Annotated in this window: 15 protein-coding genes; 10 read left to right on the top strand and 5 right to left on the bottom strand. The window is 72.2% G+C overall.

What is annotated here, in order from left to right:
- Window positions 1-263: 263 nt before the first annotated feature.
- From ACIBBH_RS19730 to mscL, 6 genes are all read left to right on the top strand, one after another.
- The gene (locus ACIBBH_RS19730) at window positions 264-1,772 is read left to right on the top strand and encodes a potassium/proton antiporter (protein WP_399406457.1); all 1,509 of its coding nucleotides are present in this window, start codon (window positions 264-266) and stop codon (window positions 1,770-1,772) included.
- Between the two features lie 299 nt (window positions 1,773-2,071).
- Window positions 2,072-3,367 (top strand): MFS transporter, encoded by a 1,296-nt coding sequence (locus ACIBBH_RS19725; RefSeq protein WP_399406222.1) that lies wholly within the window; start codon window positions 2,072-2,074, stop codon window positions 3,365-3,367.
- Between the two features lie 67 nt (window positions 3,368-3,434).
- Window positions 3,435-3,758, top strand: a complete 324-nt coding sequence (locus ACIBBH_RS19720) for an FmdB family zinc ribbon protein (protein ID WP_399406221.1) — start codon at window positions 3,435-3,437, stop codon at window positions 3,756-3,758.
- A gap of 76 nt (window positions 3,759-3,834) precedes the next feature.
- Window positions 3,835-4,668: an S-methyl-5'-thioadenosine phosphorylase gene (locus ACIBBH_RS19715; RefSeq protein WP_399406219.1), complete on the top strand. Its 834-nt coding sequence runs from the start codon at window positions 3,835-3,837 to the stop codon at window positions 4,666-4,668.
- A 373-nt stretch (window positions 4,669-5,041) separates the two neighbouring features.
- On the top strand, window positions 5,042-5,590 hold the full coding sequence (locus ACIBBH_RS19710; protein ID WP_399406455.1) for a hypothetical protein: 549 nt from the start codon (window positions 5,042-5,044) through the stop codon (window positions 5,588-5,590).
- Between the two features lie 102 nt (window positions 5,591-5,692).
- Window positions 5,693-6,151, top strand: coding sequence for a large conductance mechanosensitive channel protein MscL (gene mscL, locus ACIBBH_RS19705; protein WP_399406217.1), 459 nt, complete (start codon window positions 5,693-5,695; stop codon window positions 6,149-6,151).
- Window positions 6,152-6,173: 22 nt separating this feature from the next.
- Here the strand turns inward: mscL and ACIBBH_RS19700 are convergent, their stop codons facing one another.
- Window positions 6,174-6,350, bottom strand: coding sequence for a hypothetical protein (locus ACIBBH_RS19700; protein ID WP_399406215.1), 177 nt, complete (start codon window positions 6,348-6,350; stop codon window positions 6,174-6,176).
- A 148-nt stretch (window positions 6,351-6,498) separates the two neighbouring features.
- Here ACIBBH_RS19700 and ACIBBH_RS19695 point away from each other — a divergent pair, with 148 nt between their 5' ends.
- The 3 genes from ACIBBH_RS19695 (at window position 6,499) to ACIBBH_RS19685 (ending at window position 9,791) form a co-directional block, all read left to right on the top strand.
- The gene (locus tag ACIBBH_RS19695; RefSeq protein WP_399406213.1) at window positions 6,499-7,527 is read left to right on the top strand and encodes a P1 family peptidase; all 1,029 of its coding nucleotides are present in this window, start codon (window positions 6,499-6,501) and stop codon (window positions 7,525-7,527) included.
- 142 nt (window positions 7,528-7,669) lie between these two features.
- Window positions 7,670-8,887 carry an Ig-like domain-containing protein gene (locus ACIBBH_RS19690; protein WP_399406212.1) on the top strand — a complete coding sequence of 406 codons (1,218 nt, stop codon included), beginning with the start codon at window positions 7,670-7,672 and terminating at the stop codon, window positions 8,885-8,887.
- A gap of 157 nt (window positions 8,888-9,044) precedes the next feature.
- Window positions 9,045-9,791: a DUF6227 family protein gene (locus tag ACIBBH_RS19685; protein WP_399406210.1), complete on the top strand. Its 747-nt coding sequence runs from the start codon at window positions 9,045-9,047 to the stop codon at window positions 9,789-9,791.
- Between the two features lie 410 nt (window positions 9,792-10,201).
- On the opposite strand, the gene ACIBBH_RS19680 is transcribed toward ACIBBH_RS19685, so the two are convergent.
- The 4 genes from ACIBBH_RS19680 to ACIBBH_RS19665 all read right to left on the bottom strand — a co-directional run bounded on the left by ACIBBH_RS19680 (window position 10,202) and on the right by ACIBBH_RS19665 (window position 15,911).
- Entirely contained in the window at window positions 10,202-12,250 is a 2,049-nt protein-coding gene (locus ACIBBH_RS19680) for a fructose-specific PTS transporter subunit EIIC (RefSeq protein WP_399406208.1), read from the bottom strand.
- Between the two features lie 262 nt (window positions 12,251-12,512).
- Window positions 12,513-13,460 (bottom strand): 1-phosphofructokinase, encoded by a 948-nt coding sequence (gene pfkB, locus ACIBBH_RS19675; RefSeq protein WP_399406206.1) that lies wholly within the window; start codon window positions 13,458-13,460, stop codon window positions 12,513-12,515.
- On the bottom strand, window positions 13,457-14,218 hold the full coding sequence (locus ACIBBH_RS19670; RefSeq protein ID WP_399406453.1) for a DeoR/GlpR family DNA-binding transcription regulator: 762 nt from the start codon (window positions 14,216-14,218) through the stop codon (window positions 13,457-13,459). Before ACIBBH_RS19670 ends, pfkB begins: the two co-directional genes overlap by 4 nt.
- A 181-nt stretch (window positions 14,219-14,399) precedes the next feature.
- Entirely contained in the window at window positions 14,400-15,911 is a 1,512-nt protein-coding gene (locus ACIBBH_RS19665) for an MFS transporter (RefSeq protein ID WP_399406204.1), read from the bottom strand.
- 62 nt (window positions 15,912-15,973) lie between these two features.
- Here ACIBBH_RS19665 and ACIBBH_RS19660 point away from each other — a divergent pair, with 62 nt between their 5' ends.
- Window positions 15,974-16,945: a helix-turn-helix transcriptional regulator gene (locus ACIBBH_RS19660; protein WP_399406202.1), complete on the top strand. Its 972-nt coding sequence runs from the start codon at window positions 15,974-15,976 to the stop codon at window positions 16,943-16,945.
- Window positions 16,946-16,964 lie beyond the last annotated feature (19 nt).

Below are 16,964 nucleotides of genomic sequence, written 5' to 3'. Positions count from 1 at the left end.
CCTTGCTGTCCTAACGCGAGCGGCAGGCGGTACTGGAGTGCTGGAGCAACCATAGGCGCAGGGCCCGGTGCCACTTGACGCGGAGTCGGGTCCAGGCGCGGACGGACGTTCGATCTTGCCTCGGGAAGCGTCAAGAAATCGTCAAGAGTTAGGTAAGGTAACGAAGTAACTGGAGAAGTTGACCGGAAAGCTCCGGGAACCCGCTTGCCGGGAACCCACCTGGCGGGAACCCGCTTGCCGGAGACCCAGGGGAGGCACCGCCGCTGACTGTTCACCACCTCAACCAGCTCCTGCTCGTCTGCTCCCTCGTCCTGCTCGTCGCCGTCGCGGCGGTCCGGATCTCCTCGCGCAGCGGGCTCCCCAGCCTGCTCGTGTACCTGGGGATCGGCGTCCTCATGGGCCAGGACGGCATCGGGGGCATCCACTTCAACAACGCCGAGCTGACCCAGGTCATCGGCTACGCGGCCCTGGTCGTGATCCTGGCCGAGGGCGGCCTGGGCACGAAGTGGAAGGAGATCCGGCCGGTCCTGCCGTCCGCCTCCACCCTGGCACTGGCCGGGGTCGCGGTGAGCGTCGGCGTGACGGCGGCGGGCGCGCACTATCTGATCGGGCTGGAGTGGCGGCAGGCGCTCATCGTCGGGGCGGTGGTGTCCTCGACGGACGCGGCGGCGGTCTTCTCGGTGCTGCGGAAAATCCCCCTCCCCGCGCGCGTGACGGGCACGCTGGAGGCGGAGTCCGGCTTCAACGACGCCCCGGTGGTCATCCTGGTCGTCGCCTTCTCCGCGGCCGGCCCGGTCGAGCACTGGTACGTGCTGCTCGGCGAGATAGCCCTGGAGCTGGCCATCGGCGCGGCCATCGGCCTCGCGGTGGGCTGGCTCGGCGCCTGGGGCCTCAGGCACGTGGCGCTGCCCGCCTCCGGCCTCTACCCGATCGCCGTCACGGCCATCTCGGTCACCGCGTACGCGGCCGGCGCCCTGGCCCACGGCAGCGGCTTCCTCGCCGTCTACCTCGCCTCGATGACGCTGGGCAACGCCAGGCTGCCGCACTGGCCAGCCACGCGCGGTTTCGCCGAGGGGCTCGGCTGGATCGCCCAGATCGGCATGTTCGTCCTGCTCGGCCTGCTGGTCACCCCGCACGAGCTGGGCGACGACGTGTGGCCCGCACTTGTCATCGGCCTGGTGCTGACCATGGTGGCGCGCCCGCTGAGCGTGGTGCTCAGCCTGGCGCCGTTCCGGGTGCCGTGGCAGGAGCAGACCCTGATGTCCTGGGCCGGGCTGCGCGGCGCCGTGCCCATCATCCTGGCGACGATCCCCATGGTGAACGGCGTCGACGCCAGCCGCCGCATCTTCAACATCGTCTTCGTGCTGGTCGTCGTCTACACCCTCGTCCAGGGCCCGACCCTGCCCTGGCTGGCGCGCACGCTGCGGCTGGGCGAGGAGGGCACGGAGACCGCCGACCTCGGCATCGAGTCGGCCCCCCTGGAGCGGCTGCGCGGTCACCTGCTGTCGGTGTCGGTCCCCGAGGGCTCTCGCATGCACGGCGTCGAGGTGAACGAGCTGCGACTGCCGGCCGGGGCCGCCGTCACCCTCGTCGTCCGCGAAGGAAAATCGTTCGTCCCGCTGCCGACCACGGTCCTGCAGCACGGCGACGAACTGCTCGTGGTCGCCACCGACCCGGTCCGGGACGCGGCGGAACGGCGGCTGCGGGCGGTCGCGGCGGGCGGCAAGCTGGCGGGGTGGCTCGGGATGGACGGACCCGGCACGCAGCGCTGAGCGCGAGGCATGCGTTAAGGGTGTGTTTCGTGCGGTTCACACCACTGGCATTCCCAGGTGCATGCGGGTCTTGGTGCTCATTTTCACAGGTGTTCCCGGTCGTGATCCCTGTACGATGAAGGCATAAGTAACCCTGATCGGACCAACTCTGCCTGACGCAGAGCTGGCGCGACCGTATGGCGGCCGGGACGCCCCGCAGTGGGCGCCGGTATCTACCGCAGTTCCGCGCAAGAGGACAGCTCTCGGCGCCCGGCCCATGAAAGCGGGTCGCGCTACCAGGCGGCAGAAAGGCACGGGCCGTGGCATCCACGGTCACCACCGAGCCGTCGGAGGACTCGGCGGCCCCGTCCCGCCCGGGATACGGACAGCTGCTGCGCACCCGCGGCGCCTGGACGTTCCTGCTCCCCGGCTTCGCGGCACGCCAGCCGTTCGCGATGCTCACCATCTCCATCGTGCTGCTGGTGCAGCACACCACCGGCTCCTACGGAGCCGCGGGCGCCGCCGCGGCGGCCACCGGTGTCTCCATGGCCCTGTTCGCGCCCTGCAGCGGCCGCCTCGCCGACCGCTACGGGCAGCGTGCCGTACTGGTCCCCGGCGTCCTCGTGCACGCGCTGTCGGGCCTGGTCCTGACAGCGCTCGCGCTGTCCCACGCGCCTTTGTGGGCGTTGTTCGCGGCGGCCGTGCCGACCGGCGCCTCGGTGCCGCAGATCGGCCCGATGGTGCGCGCCCGCTGGGGCGTGAAGCTCCAGTACTCGCCCCTGATGACCACCGCGGCGGCCTTCGAGTCCGTCACGGACGAGCTGACCTTCGTCGTCGGCCCGCTGCTGGCGACCGCCCTGTGCACCGCCGTGGACCCCGCGGCGGGCCTGGTCGCCGAGGCGGCGCTGACGCTGGTCGGCGGCCTGCTGTTCGCCGCGCAGAAGAGCACCCAGCCTCCCGTGGACGCCGATGCCGGGCACGCGCGCGTGGAGCGCGGCTCCGCGCTGCGCATCCCCGGAGTGCGCGTCCTGGTGGTGACCTTCCTCGGTATCGGATCGGTCTTCGGCGGCATGCAGGTCGGACTCGCCGCGTTCACCGAGTCGATCGGCGAGCCCGGCCTGAACGGCGTGCTGTACGGCACCTTCGCGGCCGGCAACATGCTCTCCGGCATCGCCTGCGGCGCGATCGCCTGGAAGGCCGCCCCGCAGCGGCGCCTGGTCCTCGGGTACGCGGCGCTCGCGCTGACCGCGTCCGCCCTGTGGACGGCCCACTCGGCGCTCGTGCTCGCCGGGCTCGGCCTGCTGGTCGGCATGTGCATCGCGCCCGCCCTGATCACCGGCTACACCCTGGTCGAGGACCTGGTCCCGGCCGGCGCCCGCACCGAGGCGTTCACCTGGCTGACCGGCGCGGTCGCGCTCGGCCAGGCGGCCGCCGTCACCGTCGCCGGGCAGTTGGAGGACCGCCTGTGGGACGGCGCCGGTTTCCTGGTGCCGATGGCCGGCACCTCGCTGGCCCTGGCGACCCTGGCAGCGCTGCGCTCACGGCTGGCCGCCCGGCCCCGGACCCGAACGGTCGCACGTGGCGTCGGTCACCGCGTGCCGGTCACGGTGGACTGATCCCCGGGAATGCGTCACTATGGACCATCGTTAGCACTCATTGAGTGAGAGTGCCAGGAGGAAGACAGTGCCCACCTACCAGTACCAGTGCACCGAGTGCGGCGAGGGCCTCGAGGCGGTGCAGAAGTTCACCGACGACGCCCTGACCGACTGCCCCAGCTGCGGTGGCCGCCTGAAGAAGGTGTTCTCCGCGGTCGGCATTGTCTTCAAGGGCTCCGGCTTCTACCGCAACGACAGCCGCGGCTCCTCGTCGAGCAGCAGCCCGGCGTCCAAGTCGTCGAGCTCCTCCTCGTCGAGTTCCTCGTCCTCGAGCTCCTCCTCGTCTTCGAGCTCCTCGTCGTCCGGCTCTGGCTCGTCGGCCTCGGGCTCGGCCAGCAGCTCCGCCGCCTGACCTTTCTCCTCCGGGACCCTGCCGTCGTAGGACGGCGGGGTCTTCGGCGTCTTCCCGGGCGGCTACTGTGCTGTTCATGGCGAACGCAGAGATCGGCGTAATCGGCGGCTCCGGCTTCTACTCGTTCCTCGACGACGTGACCGAGATCCAGGTGGACACCCCCTACGGGGCGCCCAGCGACTCCCTCTTCCTCGGCGAGGTCGCCGGCCGGCGGGTCGCCTTCCTGCCCCGGCACGGCCGCGGCCACCACCTGCCGCCGCACCGCATCAACTACCGGGCCAACCTCTGGGCACTGCGCTCCGTCGGCGTCCGCCAGGTCCTCGGCCCCTGCGCGGTGGGCGGTCTGCGCCCCGAGTACGGCCCCGGGACGCTGCTGGTGCCGGACCAGTTCGTGGACCGTACGAAGTCCCGGGCGCAGACGTACTTCGACGGGCTGCCGCTGCCCGACGGCACCATCCCGAACGTCGTGCACGTGTCGCTGGCCGACCCCTACTGCCCCACCGGCCGGGCCGCCGCGCTGAAGGCGGCACACGGACAGGACTGGGAGCCCGTGGACGGCGGCACCCTGGTCGTGGTCGAGGGCCCGCGCTTCTCCACCCGCGCCGAGTCACTGTGGCACCAGGCGCAGGGCTGGTCGGTGGTCGGCATGACCGGCCACCCCGAGGCCGCTCTCGCCCGCGAGCTCGAACTCTGCTACACCTCCCTGACCCTGGTCACCGACCTCGACGCGGGCGCGGAAACCGGCGGCGGCGTCTCCCACGACGAGGTACTGCGCGTCTTCGCCGCCAACGTGGACCGGCTGCGAGGCGTGCTGTTCGACGCGGTGGCGGCACTGCCGGACACAGGGGCGCGGGACTGCCTGTGCGCGAACGCGCTGGGCGGGATGGATCCGGGGTTTGTGTTGCCGTAGGGGAAGCCGGTGCTGTTGCGGCGCGGGAACTCGGACGCTGTGCGGGAGCGGGGGTGCTTGTGCGGAAGCGGGGCTGCTTTTGCGGAAGCGCGGCGCTGCTGGCGCGGAAGCCGCCGCTGATGCGCCGAGCCATGCGGCTGGGGCAGCCCGGGCGTGACTGCTGTCGCGGAGACGGGCGGCCACCCCCGCTCTAGCTCGGCTGCCGGGGCCGGCCGCCCGCCGCCGGCGTCGCGGAAGCGCACCTTCGGGTGAGCGGGTTTTCCACAACCCGTCGGTAGTCCACCGGCTCCGGGCGAGCTTCGGCGCGAGGCCTCATCGTGGGATCGCAAGCCGATTCCTCGTCTCCTCGCCGCAGGTGGTGGTCCTCGTGCAGATGTCCCCGTCGCCGTCCTTCCCCTTCCCGCGCCCGCTGGGCACCGACGCCCCCGCGACCTGCGAGGTCCCGCACTTCGCGCCGGTGCGAGTGCGGGGCGGGCGGTACCAGCTGCAGCGGCTGGTACGGCACCGCAGGCGAGCGGTGGCGGCCGGCCTCGCGGTGACCGCGGCCGCGCTCGTGGCGGCCGGGCCGCGTGCCGCGACGGAGCCGCAGCTCGGTGAGCGGGCCCGCGGGCATCCCGTGGCGGAGCCGGTACGGCGGCACCGCGCGGCCGACCTGGTGACGGCGCCGGTGCGGATCGCCGACGCGGCCACCGTCCGGCTGCTGCGGCCCGGCGACCGGGTCGACGTCATCGCCGCCGAGGACCCGGCGGCAGGCGGCGACGCCCGGGTGGTCGCGCGCGGGGCGCGGGTCACCAAGGTGCCGCAGGCCCTGGACGGCGGCGCCGAGAGCGGGGCGCTGGTGGTGCTCGCGGTGCCGCGTCCCGCCGCGGCGCGGCTGGTCGGTGCGAGCGCGACGGCACGGCTGGCGGTGACACTGTGCTGAGTCCCCCGCTCGAGCCACCGCGGTGGACGGGGTCGCCGAGTCGTGCCGTAGGTTGCGGAGCGCTTTGTTCCACACCCTGTGCACGCGAAGAGAGGCCCCGAGGTGAGCGAGAAGAAGGAACCGAGCGTCTGGCAGGGCTTCAAGGCCTTCCTGATGCGCGGCAACGTCGTCGACCTGGCGGTCGCGGTGGTCATCGGCGCCGCCTTCACGAACATCGTCAACTCGGTGGTGAAGGGGATCATCAATCCACTGGTCGGCGCGGTCGGTACACAGAACCTGGACAACTACAGCTCGTGCCTGAGCTCGTCCTGCAAGGGCACGCACGGCATCCGGCTGATGTGGGGCTCGGTGCTCGGGGCCACGCTCACCTTTGTGATCACCGGCGCGGTGGTGTACTTCCTGATGGTCCTGCCGATGTCGAGGTACCTGGCCCGTATAGAAGCCCGCCGGAAGGCGCGGGAGGGCACGAAGGAGGTCGTCGAGGTGACCGAGCTGGAAGTGCTCAAGGAGATCCGCGACGCACTGCTCACCCAGCAGGCCTCGGGCGCCGGCAAGCGGTAGCGGCGGCCCCGCGGGCCCGGGCTCAGAGGTGGTGGGGCGGCTTCTCGTCGAGGAAGCGCTTGAGGTCCGCGGCAGAGTCGCCCTCGCCCCGCTCGCCCCACCCGCGGTCGGTGTCGTCCGAGGACTGCTGGCTCAGCGGGTCGTCGAAGACCAGCGCGGGCTTCGGCTCGCGGGGTTCGGGAGTGGGGGCGCTGCTCATACCCCCAGGGTACGGCCCTCCCCCGGACGCCCTGCCCCCGGCGCCCGCCGCCCCAGGGCCCGGCCCACCACCCGCCCCTGCGCCGGCATCGGCGTCCGCCCCCTGACGCCACCTCAGCGGTCCCCGGCGTTGGGCCAGACTGGCCCGCATGACAGTTGACGCATTGACGGACGTCACAGGACTGCGGGTGGGGCACGCCACCCAGGTAGGCGACGGCCGGCTCACCGGCACCACGGTCGTGCTCGCCCCTGAGGGCGGGGCGGTCGCCGCCGTGGACGTGCGCGGGGGCGGCCCCGGTACCAAGGAGACCGACGCGCTCGATCCCCGCAACCTGGTGCGGAAGGTCGAGGCGGTCGTCCTGACGGGCGGCAGCGCGTACGGCCTCGACGCGGCGTCCGGTGTGATGGCCTGGCTGGAGGAGAACGGTCGCGGGGTACGGGTCGGGCGGGATCCCGCGCACGTCGTGCCCGTCGTACCCGCGGCCTGTGTCTTCGACCTGGGCCGGGGCGGTGACTTCCGGGCACGGCCGGACGCGGCCACGGGCCGGGCGGCGGTCGAGGCGGCCGCGGCCGGCGCGCCCGGGGCGCGGGTGCCGGAGGGGTGTGTGGGCGCCGGTACGGGTGCCGTCGTGGGCGGGCTGAAGGGCGGGGTCGGCACCGCGAGCACGGTGCTCGGCTCGGGGGTCACGGTGGCCGCGCTGGTGGTGGTCAACGCCGTGGGGTCGGCGGTGGATCCGGAAACGGGGGTGCTGTACGGGGAGTTGTTCCAGGGGCGGGTGGAGTATCCGGAGGCGCACGTCCACGAGGCCGCGCGCCGGCGCCTCGCCGAGGCCGCCGCGCGGAACTCCCCTCCGCCGCTCAACACCACGCTCGCGGTGGTCGCCACCGACGCGGACCTGTCGAAGGCGCAAGCACAGAAGCTGGCCGGCACGGCGCACGACGGCATCGCGCGCGCCGTACGGCCGGTGCATCTGCTGAACGACGGCGACACGGTGTTCGCCCTGGCCACCGGGGCCTGCCCGCTCGCCGCCGAGGACCCGCTCGCGCTCAACGCCGTCCTCGCGGCCGGCGCGGACCTGGTGACCCGCGCGATCGTCCGCGCCGTACGCGCCGCCGAGCCGGTGGACGGGCCGGGCGGGGCGTGGCCGTCGTACGAGGAGCTGTACGGAGGCCGTTAGGGCGCTGGGCGGTTTCGATTGTCCCGGTTCTGTCACGTGGTGGCCTTCATCGCGCAGGGAGGGAACCTGCCCCGCCTTCGGCTCCCTCTTCGTTCACGCCTGGAGCGGATTACGCATACATCACACGAACCTGGAGCAGCCCGTGACAACGCCGGACATTGCAGCGCGGCGCGTACTGGGGGCCTGTGCCGCCCTGGTGGTCGGTGCCCTCACCCTCACCGCGTGCGGTGGCGACGCCAGTGCCAACAACGACGGCAACGGCGGCGGGACCTCCGCCAAGACGTCCACGGCGAAGATCGTCATCTCGGCCAAGGACGGCTCGACCAGCGCGTCCATCAATGCCACCGGCGTGCAGGTCAGCGACGGCAGGCTGACCGATGTGAAGATGACCGTGGCGGGGTCGGGGCAGGCCGTGGAGGGTGCGATATCCGCCGACGGCAAGAGCTGGAAGCCGAAGGCGCGGCTGGAGCGCGGGACGAAGTACCAGATATCGGCGACCGCGAAGGACACGAGCGGGCGCACGGCCGCCGCCAACTCCATCTTCACCACGGTCTCGTCGTCGAACAGCTTCATCGGCACGTACACGCCGGACAACGGCACGACCGTGGGTGTCGGAATGCCGGTGTCGTTCACCTTCGACAAGGCCATCAGCGACAAGAAGGCCGTGCAGTCGCACATCACCGTCAGCTCCAGCAGCGGGCAGCAGGTGGTCGGGCACTGGTTCGGGGCGCAGCGGCTCGACTTCCGGCCCCAGGATTACTGGAAGGCCGGCTCCAAGGTGACGATGAAGATCGACCTGGACGGCATCGAGGGCGCGAACGGCGTCTACGGCGTGCAGAAGAAGACGGTGACCTTCACCATCGGCCGGTCGCAGGTCTCCACCGTGGACGTCGGCACGCAGACCATGACCGTGGTGCGCGACGGCAAGACTCTGAAGTCGGTGCCGATCTCGGCGGGCAGCCCGGAGCACACCACGTACAACGGGCAGATGGTGATCTCCGAGAAGTTCGAGCAGACGCGCATGAACGGCTCGACGGTCGGCTTCGGCGGCGAGTACGACATCCCGGACGTGCCACACGCGATGCGCCTGACGTCGTCCGGCACCTTCGTGCACGGCAACTACTGGTACAGCAAGGGCAATCCGCCGTTCGGGCGCCTGGGCACCAGCCACGGCTGCGTGGGACTCGCGGACGTGCAGGGCGCGCAGGGCGACACCACCGCGAAGTGGTTCTACGACAACTCACTCATCGGTGACGTCGTGGTCGTCAAGAACTCCCCCGACAAGACGGTCTCCCCGGACAACGGGCTCAACGGCTGGAACATGTCCTGGAGCGAGTGGACCGCGGGAAGCGCCGCCTGACCGGCGGTTTCTTGAGGGATCTCGGGCCGCGCGGGAACATGCCGCGCGGCCCACGCGTTTTCCCGGCGTGCGTTTTCTCGGTTCCCGGACATGATGTCCGACCGAGGGGCTACGGTATGCACCCACAAGGTGACATGCAGCAACGCCGGGAGAAACCTTGAGCGTTCCGTACGAGACGGCAGCGTACGAACCAGCCGAGTCGCCCGAGTCTCCGGAGGAGCATCTCGCGCGGCTCCTCGGCCGTGCCCTGAACTCCTTCGAACTGCCCGACGAGGCCCTACGGCGGCTCGACTGCGCGCTGGCGCAGGACAGTTCGCTGCACTCCGCGCACCACAGCGCGGGGCTGCACCGCGAGACGTACCGGCACACCTGGCTGCTCGCCGACGGCTCGGCGGTCACGCTGTGGGAGCTCGTGCACAACACCGCGCCCGGCAGCGAGCCGCAGCACGAGGTGTACGTGGACGAGGAGGAACTGCGCGCCGCCACGGCCCGGCTGCCGCTGCCGGCGGACACGCCGGACTTCGAGCTGCCGGTGCTGACGCAGCTGTCGCCGATCCCCGAGCCGCGGCACATGTACGCATCGGACGACTCGGCGGACCACGCGCGCCGGCTGCTGCGCCGCGCGGAGAACCCGGACCGGCCGGACGACGAGACGGCGGCGCTGCTGGCAACGGCGTTCGCGCACCAGATCACCCAGGCCTTCGGCCGCCCGGGCCGGGCCGGCCGCGGCGGGCTGAGCTTCTCGCTCTACGAGCACGCCTTCCTGCTCCGGGACGGCAGGGAGCTCTCCCTCTGGGAGGTCGAGCACACGGCGACACCCGACGGCCGGCACATGTGCGAGGTGTACGTGTCGGAGGACGCGGCCCGCGACGCCATGGAACGACGGGCGGCCCAGCAGGCCTAGACTCAGTCCGCTTCGCCGCCGGCCTGTCTCTGGCGTCCGTGCAACTGCCTTACCAGCCCCGCGAACGCGTCCTCCTCCGCCGGGGTCAGTTCGACGGTCTCCAGCTCCGGTGCGGCCTGCCGCTGGTGGGGGAGGGCGGGGAGAGCACGGAAGGACCCGGGGGAAGCGCCGGGCGGTGGTCTCGAAGCGGGGGCGGCGCACGACCCGCGTCAGGAGGGTGACCCAGGCTGCGGTCGCCAGGACGAGGAGGGCCACGCCCATCAACTGGATGATCGGGACGTGCTCAGGCATGCGCTCCAGTACACACCACGGTCCGGGACTTTGGCCCCGGACCGTGACGTATCTCGCAGGTGCCGTGAACAACTCACAGCACTCCAAAAGGACAACTCTCTCCAAGGACTGGCGGGCCGTCAGGCCGCGACCGGCTGCTTCCTCTCCGGTGTCGGCGCGGCCGGGCCGGCGGCCGGACCGCCCGCCGTGGTGTCCGCGGCCTGCTTGCGCATGCCCTTGAGGATGACCACCAGGGCCGTCGTGACGCACACGCCGGCCGCGATGGCGACCAGGTAGAGGAAGGGGTTGCCGATCAGCGGGACCACGAAGATGCCGCCGTGCGGGGCGCGCAGGGTGGCGTCGAAGAGCATCGACAGGGCGCCGGTGACCGCGCCGCCGGCCATCGAGGACGGGATGACGCGCAGCGGGTCCGCCGCGGCGAACGGGATCGCGCCCTCCGAGATGAAGGAGGCGCCCAGGACCCAGGCGGCCTTGCCGTTCTCCCGCTCGGTCGGGGTGAAGAGCTTGCCCCGGACCGTGGTGGCCAGCGCCATCGCCAGCGGCGGGACCATGCCGGCCGCCATGACCGCCGCCATGATCTTCATCGCGGAGCCGCTCGGGTCGGAGACCGCGATACCCGCCGTGGCGAAGGTGTACGCGACCTTGTTGACCGGGCCGCCGAGGTCGAAGCACATCATCAGGCCGAGCAGGGCGCCGAGCAGGAGGGCGTTGGTGCCGGTGAGGCCGTTGAGCCAGTTGGTCATGCCCTTCTGCGCGGACGCGAGGGGCTTGCCGATCACGACGAACATCAGGAACCCGACGACCGCCGAGGAGATCAGCGGGATCACCACCACCGGCATGATGCCGCGCAGCGCCGCCGGGATGTGAACCTTCTGGATCGCCAGCACCACGCCACCGGCTATCAGACCGGCCGCCAGACCGCCGAGGAAGCCCGCGTTGATCGTGAACGCGATCATGCCGCCCACGAAACCGGGGACGAGACCGGGCCGGTCCGCCATGCCGTAGGCGATGTAGCCGGCCAGGACCGGGATCAGGAAGCCGAAGGACACCACGCCGATCTGGAAGAGCAGCGCGCCCCAGCTGTCCGCCTGGGTCCACACGAAGTGGTCCATGACCGACGGCGCCTTGTTGACCGTGTAGCCGCCGATCGCGAAGCTCAGCGCGATCAGCAGACCGCCCGCCGCGACGAACGGGACCATGTAACTGACGCCGGACATCAGCCACTTGCGCAGCTTGGTGCCGTATCCCTCGGTGGAGTCACCGGCGCGCTCGACCGGCGTACCGGGCGCGGCTCCCGCCGTGACCTCGCCGCGCTCCGCCTTGCCACGGACCTCGGATATCAGCTCGCCGGGGCGGTTGATGCCCGCCTTGACGCCGACGTCGACGGTCGGCTTGCCGGCGAAGCGGTCCTTGTCGCGCACCGGCACGTCGTGGGCGAAGATCACGCCGTCCGCCGCCGCGACCACCGCCGGGTCGAGCCGGGTGAAACCGGCCGAGCCCTGCGTCTCGACGGCGATCTCGACGCCCACCTCACGGCCCGCGGTCTCCAGCGACTCGGCCGCCATGTAGGTGTGGGCGATGCCGGTCGGACAGGAGGTGACGGCGACGATGCGGAAGGGGCGCGCCTCGTCGGTCTGGGGGGTGCTGCCCGCTGCGGCGTCGGCGGAGGCCGCCGTCGGCGCCGCAGCGGAGTCCTCGGAACCGGCCGCCGGGGCCTCGTCCGCCGCCTGGTCACCCCGGATCAGCGCGGCCGCCTCGGCCGCGTCGCCCACCGAGCGCAGCGCGGAGGCGAACTCGGCGTTCATCAGCTGCCGGGCCAGCGACGACAGGATCGTCAGGTGGGCGTCGTCGGCGCCGGCCGGCGCGGCGATCAGGAAGATCAGGTCGGCGGGGCCGTCGGCCGCGCCGAAGTCGATCCCGGCGGCGCTGCGCCCGAAGGCGAGTGTCGGCTCGGTGACGTGCTCGCTGCGGCAGTGCGGGATGCCGATGCCGCCGTCGAGCCCGGTCGGCATCTGCGCCTCGCGGGCGGCCACGTCGGCGAGGAAGCCGTCCAGGTCGGTCACCCGGCCCAGGGACACCATGCGCTCGGCGAGGGCGCGCGCCGCCGCTTCCTTCGTATCGGCGGACAGGTCGAGGTCGACCAGATCCGCGGTGATCATCTCGCTCATCGCGGGCTCCTTCGCACGCGTATCGCCCGGGGAGTGGGGTGGGCGGGGGTGGGGGTGCTGTGGGGGGAAGGGGGTGGTGAGGCGGTGGGTGCGGAGACGGGACCGGGGAAGCCCCGCCTCCGCGGGCCGGCAGAGCGGCTCAGGGTGCCCTGCCGGCCCGCGGTCGCGACGAGTAACGGGGAGCCTCGCCGTTTCATGGAGGGTGGTTTCAGGGCCGGCGCCCCGGACCCGGCCGAGGTCGTCGTGGTCGTCGTACGTACGTTCATGAGACCGGCTCCGTCAGCTCTCGGTCCACCGGGACCACCCTGGTGACCGTCACCGCCGCCGGGTCCAGGTCGGCCGGGGTCGGCATCACGCTTCCGGGCAGCTGGACGGCCGCCGCGCCGTGGGCGACGGCGGAGGCGAGCGCCTCCGGGCCGCTGCCGCCGGCGATCAGGAAGCCCGCGAGCGAGGAGTCACCGGCGCCCACGTTGCTGCGTACGGCGTCCACGCGCGCGCTGCCGAACCAGGCGCCCGCACCGTCCACGAGGAGCTGTCCGTCGGCGCCCAGGCTCGCGAGCACGGCGCGCGCGCCCATCTCGCGCAACTCATCGGCCGCCTTCACCGCGTCACCCACGGTCGCCAGGGGACGCCCGACGGCCTCCGCGAGTTCCTCGGCGTTCGGCTTCACCACGTCCGGACGCTCCCGCAGCGCCTCAAGGAGCGCGGGCCCTGAGGTGTCCAGGGCGATGCGCTTGCCGGCGGCGTGCGCCCGGGCGACCAGGTCGGCGTACCAGGCGGGGGCGAGCCCGCGCGGCAGGCTGCCGCAGCAGGCGATCCAGTCGGCCTCGCCGGACTGCGCGCGGACCGTCTCCAGCAGCAGTTCCTGCTCCTGCGGGGACAGCTCCGGACCGGGCGCGTTGATCTTCGTCAGGACGCCGTCCGCCTCCGCGAGCGCGATGTTGGAGCGGGTGGCCCCGGCGACCGGGACCGGCGCGACCTCGATGCCCTGCGCGTCGAGCAGGTCGGCTACGAGCGCGCCCGGCGCGCCACCCAGGGGCAGGACGGCGACCGTGCGCTGCCCGGCGGCGGCGACGGCGCGCGAGACGTTGACGCCCTTGCCGCCGGGGTCCATGCGTTCTCCGGTGGCGCGGATGACCTCTCCGCGCTCCAGCGACGGGACCTCGTACGTGCGGTCGAGAGACGGGTTGGGGGTGACGGTGAGGATCATGCGCGCACTACTTCCGTGCCGCCGCGCTCGATGGCGACGGCGTCTTCGGGGCTCAACCCGCTGTCGGTGATCAGCAGGTCCACGTCGCTCAGGCCGCCGAAGCGGGCGAAGTGCTCCTGGCCGTGCTTGGTGGCGTCGGCGAGCAGCACCACGCGGCGGGCGGCGGCGATCGCCGCGCGCTTGACCGCGGCCTCGGCGAGGTCGGGGGTGGTCAGACCGTGCTCGGCGGAGAAGCCGTTGGCGGCGACGAACAGGACGTCGGCGCGGATCTCGCCGTACGCGCGCAGCGCCCAGGCGTCCACGGCGGCGCGCGTGTTGTGCCGCACCCGTCCCCCGACCAGGTGGAGCTGGATGCCCGGGTGGTCGGCGAGGCGGGCCGCGATCGGCAGGGAGTGCGTGACGACGGTCAGCCGCGACTCCAGGGGGATGGCGCCGGCCAGGCGGGCGACCGTCGTACCGGCGTCGAGGATCATCGTGCCCTCGGTCGGCAGTTCGGCGAGGGCCACCTTGGCGATGCGGTCCTTCTCGTCGGCGGCCGTGCCCTCGCGTTCGGCGAGGTCCGGCTCGAAGTCGAGGCGTCCGGCCGGGATGGCACCGCCGTGCACCCGGCGGACGAGGCCGGCGCGGTCGAGGGCCTTCAGGTCGCGGCGAATCGTTTCCGCCGTCACCTGGAACTCCTCGGCGAGCGACAGCACGTCCACCCGGCCGCCGTCCCGGGCCAGCCGGAGGATCTGCTGCTGCCGCTCCGGTGCGTACATGTCCGTTTGCCTCCGACTCATGCCCGAACGTGTGGTTTCATTGGGAGACTACGCCCGAATTTTCCGAATGTAAACAGGTTCGGGCCTTATTCGGGCGTGAACGGACTTCCCCGGCCCCGGGGGCGGACATGCGGAAGGACCCGGCGCCTGCTCAGCCGCCGGGCCCTTCCTCGGGAGGGACTCAGGACACGAGTTCCCGCTCCTTCTCCTCCACCGGGAGCTCGGGCTCGCCGCCCTCCACGTGCTGCGCCGGCCGCTTGGGCAGCGCGAACATCAGCAGGAAGATCACGCCCATGACCGCGGCCACCCCGCCCAGCGCGTGCTGGAAGGCGTCCGCGAACGCCGGCCCCACCTCGGGCGCAGTCAGGTCGTCGCCGATGGAGCCGAAGAAGACCACCGACACCAGGCCCAGCCCGAGAGCGTTGCCCATCTGCTGCACGGTGTTGATCAGGCCGGACGCCGAACCGGCGTGCTCACGCGGCACCTCGGACAGCACCACGTCCGTCAGCGGGGCGACGATCAGACCCATGCCGACGCCCATGACGACCAGCGGGAGCGCCATCTGCCAGGACGCGATGCCGAGGCCGTACCGGTGGGCCTCCGCGATGTAGACCAGGACGCCGAGGACCATCACCAGCGCGCCCGTCTGGAGCACCTTGCGGCCGAAGCGGGGCACCAGCTTCTGCACCGACATCCCGGCCGCGACGGAGACCGCGATCGAGAAGGGCACGCCGGTCAGCCCGGCCCGCAGCGGGCTCCAGCCCAGGCCGACCTGCATGTACAGCGTCCACACCAGGAAGAACACGCCGAGCGCGACCCCGAAGACGGTCTGCACCGCGATGCCCGCCGCGAAGCTCTTCACCCGGAACAGCGACAGCTCGACCAGCGGCGAACCGTCCCGCGCGCTCTTGCGCCGCTCGTACGCCACCAGCGCCGCGAACACGCCGACCGCGCCCGCCATCGACACGTACCCCCACAGCGGCCAGCCCAGCTCGCGGCCCCGGGTGAGCGGGTAGAGCAGCATCAGCAGGCCCAGCGTCACCAGCGCGACACCGACGAGGTCCAGCTTCAGCGCCTTCGGAGCCTTCGACTCGGTGATGAAACGGCGGCCGAGGAGGAAGGCCACGACGCCGACCGGCAGGTTGATGAGGAAGATGGGCCGCCACTGCAGCCCGAACAGGTTCCACTCCGTCAGCAGCGCGCCCAGCAGCGGACCAGAGACCGCGCCCAGGCCGACGATCGCGCCGAACAGCCCGAAGACCTTGCCGCGCTCGTGCGCCGGGAAGGTGGCGTGCACGATCGACAGCACCTGCGGCACCATCATCGCCGCCATCGCGCCCTGCAGGATCCGGGAGGCGACCAGCATCTCCGGGTTCGCGGCGAAGCCGCACAGCGCGGACGCCAGCGTGAAACCGCCGATGCCGACGAGGAACAGCCGCCTGCGGCCGTGGATGTCGCCGAGCCGTCCGCCGGTGATCAGTCCGGCGGCGAACGCGAGGGCGTAACCGGCGGTGATCCACTGGATCTGGCTGAAGGACGCGCCGGCATCCTGCTGTATGGACGGGATCGCGATGTTGACGATCGTGACGTCGACCAGATCCATGAAGGCGGCGGTCATCACGATCGCGAGGGCGAACCAACGCCGTCGGTGGGCGGTACTGGTGCTGGTGCTGGTGGTCTCCGTGGAGGTCATGCTCCGAAGGTAGAGGCCCATTAGGTCAGAGCGTGTCCTAGTTCTGCGGCATCCTCGATTCCATGACGACGGACACCCCGGCCCGGCTGCTCCAGCTCCTCTCCCTCCTGCAGACGCCCCGCGAATGGCCCGGCGGCGAGCTCGCCGACCGGCTCGGGGTGTCCCGCCGCACGGTCCGGCGGGACGTCGACCGGCTGCGCGAGCTGGGCTATCCGGTGCAGGCCAGCATGGGCGCGGACGGCGGGTACCGGCTGGTCGCGGGCAAGGCGATGCCGCCGCTGGTGCTCGACGACGAGGAGGCGGTGGCCATCGCGGTGGGGCTGCGGGCCGGTGCCGGGCACGCGGTGGCGGGGGTCGACGAGGCGTCCGTACGGGCCCTGGCGAAGCTGGAACAGGTACTGCCGGCCCGGCTGCGCCACCGCGTCTCCACCCTCCAGGCCGCGACGACCCCGCTGACCAGCGGGGACGGGGCGAGCATCGCGCCCGAGACGCTCACCGTGATGGCGTCGACGGTGGCCGGGCGGGAGCGGCTGCGGTTCGCCTACCGGGCCAGGGACGGCAGCGAGTCGCGGCGCCTGACCGAGCCGTACCGGCTGGTGTCGACCGGGCGGCGGTGGTACCTCGTGGCGTACGACCTCGACCGGGGCGACTGGCGTACGTTCCGCGTCGACCGGGTGAGCGAGCCGTTCGCGACCGGCGTGCGGTTCGCCGCGCGGGAGTTGCCGGAGGGGAGCGCGGCGGAGTATCTGCGGCGGTCCATTCAGCGGCGGCAGGAGTCGTACGCCTACGTGGTCGCGTTCGCGGAGTCGGCGGACTTCGTCGCCTCGCGGGTGCCCGCGTGGGCGGGGCGACCGGAGCCCGTGGACTCGGGGGGCTGCGTGTTGCGGGGCGAGAGCGGGGACCCCGTGGAGTGGCTGGCGGTGCGGCTGGCGATGGTGGGGTGCGATTTCGTGGTGCGGGAGCCCGAGGAACTCGTGCGGTGCGTACGGGAGTTGGGCGGGCGGCTGAGTCGGGCGGGTGGGGTACCTGCCTAGCTGCGGGCAGTCGCGCCGC

Source organism: Streptomyces sp. NPDC051636, from assembly GCF_044453765.1.
In the GTDB taxonomy this organism is placed as follows: domain Bacteria; phylum Actinomycetota; class Actinomycetes; order Streptomycetales; family Streptomycetaceae; genus Streptomyces.
Note: the sequence above shows the minus strand (reverse complement) of the source record. Positions and strands in the feature narration are given on the sequence as shown.

What these genes read in the sequence shown, in the direction of transcription:
- ACIBBH_RS19715 (WP_399406219.1), top strand. Translation starts at nt 3,835, where the DNA reads ATGGCGAACGCAGAGATCGGCGTAATCGGCGGCTCCGGCTTCTACTCG.
- ACIBBH_RS19710 (WP_399406455.1), top strand. Translation starts at nt 5,042, where the DNA reads ATGTCCCCGTCGCCGTCCTTCCCCTTCCCGCGCCCGCTGGGCACCGAC.
- ACIBBH_RS19700 (WP_399406215.1), bottom strand. Translation starts at nt 6,350, where the DNA reads ATGAGCAGCGCCCCCACTCCCGAACCCCGCGAGCCGAAGCCCGCGCTG.
- ACIBBH_RS19695 (WP_399406213.1), top strand. Translation starts at nt 6,499, where the DNA reads ATGACAGTTGACGCATTGACGGACGTCACAGGACTGCGGGTGGGGCAC.
- ACIBBH_RS19680 (WP_399406208.1), bottom strand. Translation starts at nt 12,250, where the DNA reads ATGAGCGAGATGATCACCGCGGATCTGGTCGACCTCGACCTGTCCGCC.
- pfkB (WP_399406206.1), bottom strand. Translation starts at nt 13,460, where the DNA reads ATGATCCTCACCGTCACCCCCAACCCGTCTCTCGACCGCACGTACGAG.
- ACIBBH_RS19670 (WP_399406453.1), bottom strand. Translation starts at nt 14,218, where the DNA reads ATGTACGCACCGGAGCGGCAGCAGCAGATCCTCCGGCTGGCCCGGGAC.
- ACIBBH_RS19665 (WP_399406204.1), bottom strand. Translation starts at nt 15,911, where the DNA reads ATGACCTCCACGGAGACCACCAGCACCAGCACCAGTACCGCCCACCGA.
- ACIBBH_RS19660 (WP_399406202.1), top strand. Translation starts at nt 15,974, where the DNA reads ATGACGACGGACACCCCGGCCCGGCTGCTCCAGCTCCTCTCCCTCCTG.